This is a genomic window from Corallococcus terminator, assembly GCF_003611635.1.
GTDB lineage: Bacteria > Myxococcota > Myxococcia > Myxococcales > Myxococcaceae > Corallococcus > Corallococcus terminator.
On sequence record NZ_RAVZ01000664.1, the window covers coordinates 1 to 1,647 of the forward strand.

General features: G+C 71.7%; 1 protein-coding gene. It reads left to right on the forward strand.

Translation table 11 applies throughout. From position 1 onward, the window contains the following. Window positions 1-1,429: MATE family efflux transporter (locus D7V88_RS41310; RefSeq protein WP_244238682.1), on the forward strand; the 1,429-nt coding region annotated here is incomplete at its 5' end. Between the last annotated feature and the right edge of the window lie 218 nt (window positions 1,430-1,647).

The following is a 1,647-nucleotide window of genomic DNA, read 5'->3' on the forward strand; positions in this document are numbered from 1 at the left end:
CTCCGAATCCCTCTCCCCCGACGCTTCCCCCTCGGCCTCGGGGTTCAGGGGCTTCCTTGCCTCCCTGTGGCTGGCCGTGCGCGGATCCACCGAGGACCTGGCGACGGGGCCCGTGGACCGCGCCTTCCTGCTGCTCTCCGTGCCCATGGTGCTGGAGATGGTGATGGAGTCCGTCTTCGCGCTGGTGGACGTGGTCTTCGTCTCCCGCCTGGGCGCGGACGCCATCGCCACCGTGGGCCTCACCGAGTCCGTGCTCACGCTCTACCAGACCCTGCCGCTGGGGCTCGCCATCGGCGCCACCGCGCTCATCGCCCGCCGCGTCGGACAGAAGGACACCGAACGCGCCGGGCGCACCGCCGTGCAGGCCCTGGGACTGGGACTCGCCCTGTCCATCCCCCTGGGCATCCTGGGCGCCGTGTTCGCGCGCCCCATCCTGCTGGCGCTGGGCGCGGCCCCGGGCGTGCTGGAGCATGGCGTGCCCTACGCGCGGCTGATGCTGGCCAGCTTCCCCCTCATCATGCTGCTGTTCCTCATCAGCGCCGTCCTGCGCGGCGCCGGCGACGCGACCACCTCCATGCGCGCGCTGTGGCTGGCCAACACCGTCAACATCGTGCTCGCGCCGCTGTTCATCTTCGGCCTGGGGCCCGTGCCCGCCATGGGCGTGCTGGGCGCCGCGGTGGCCACCACCGTGGGCCGCGCCACCGGCGTCGCGTACCAGTTGCACCGCCTGCTGAAGGGCAACGGACGTCTGGAATTGCGCGCCCGTCACCTGTGCGTGGAAGGGGACACGCTGCGCTCGCTGCTGAAGCTGTCCGGCGGAGCCACGCTCCAGTACCTGCTGACCATGTCCAGTTGGCTCGTCCTGATGCGCATCATGGCCACCTTCGGCAGCGCGGCGCTCGCGGGCTACACCCTGGCCATGCGCGTCCTGCTCTTCGCGCAGCAGCCGTCCTGGGGCCTGAGCCACGCGGCGGGCACGCTCGTGGGCCAGAGCCTGGGCGCGGGCGACACCGACCGCGCCGAACGCGCCGCGTGGCGCGCCAGCTTCTACACGCTCGGCTTCCTCGCCGTGGTCGCGGTGGGCTTCCTCGCCTTCGCGGATCCGCTCATCCACGCCCTCACCCCCGACCCGGAGGTGGGCCTGCATGCCACGCGCTGCCTGCGCATCGTCAGTTGCAGCCTGGCCCTGTATGCCTTTGTCACCGTGCTGCCCCATGCCTTCAACGGCGCGGGAGACACCACCACCCCCACGCTGACGAACCTCGTCTTCTCCTGGGGCCTCCAACTTCCCCTGGCGTGGTTCCTCGCCATCCCCATGGGGTGGGGTCCGTCCGGCGCGTTCGCATCCATCGCCATCACTTATGGCGCCCTGGGGCTGGCCAGCGCGGCCCTCTTCCGGCGCGGGCAGTGGAAGCTGCGCCACGTCTGAAAGCCAGACGCCAGCCGGAGGCCCGACGCCGGCAGCGGACACTCAGCATGGCCCAGAGGCTGAGTTGAAAGCGCTCGCCCAGGTGCCGACTTTCCCGGAACTCCCGCAGCGGATGGAGCGCCCCTGGCGCCTCCAGACGCCGGGCGCTCCCGACATCCCGGAGCCGCCCCCAACGCGTCGCTGCGGGAGCCGGGGGTGAAACGGTCGAGGGGAAGGGG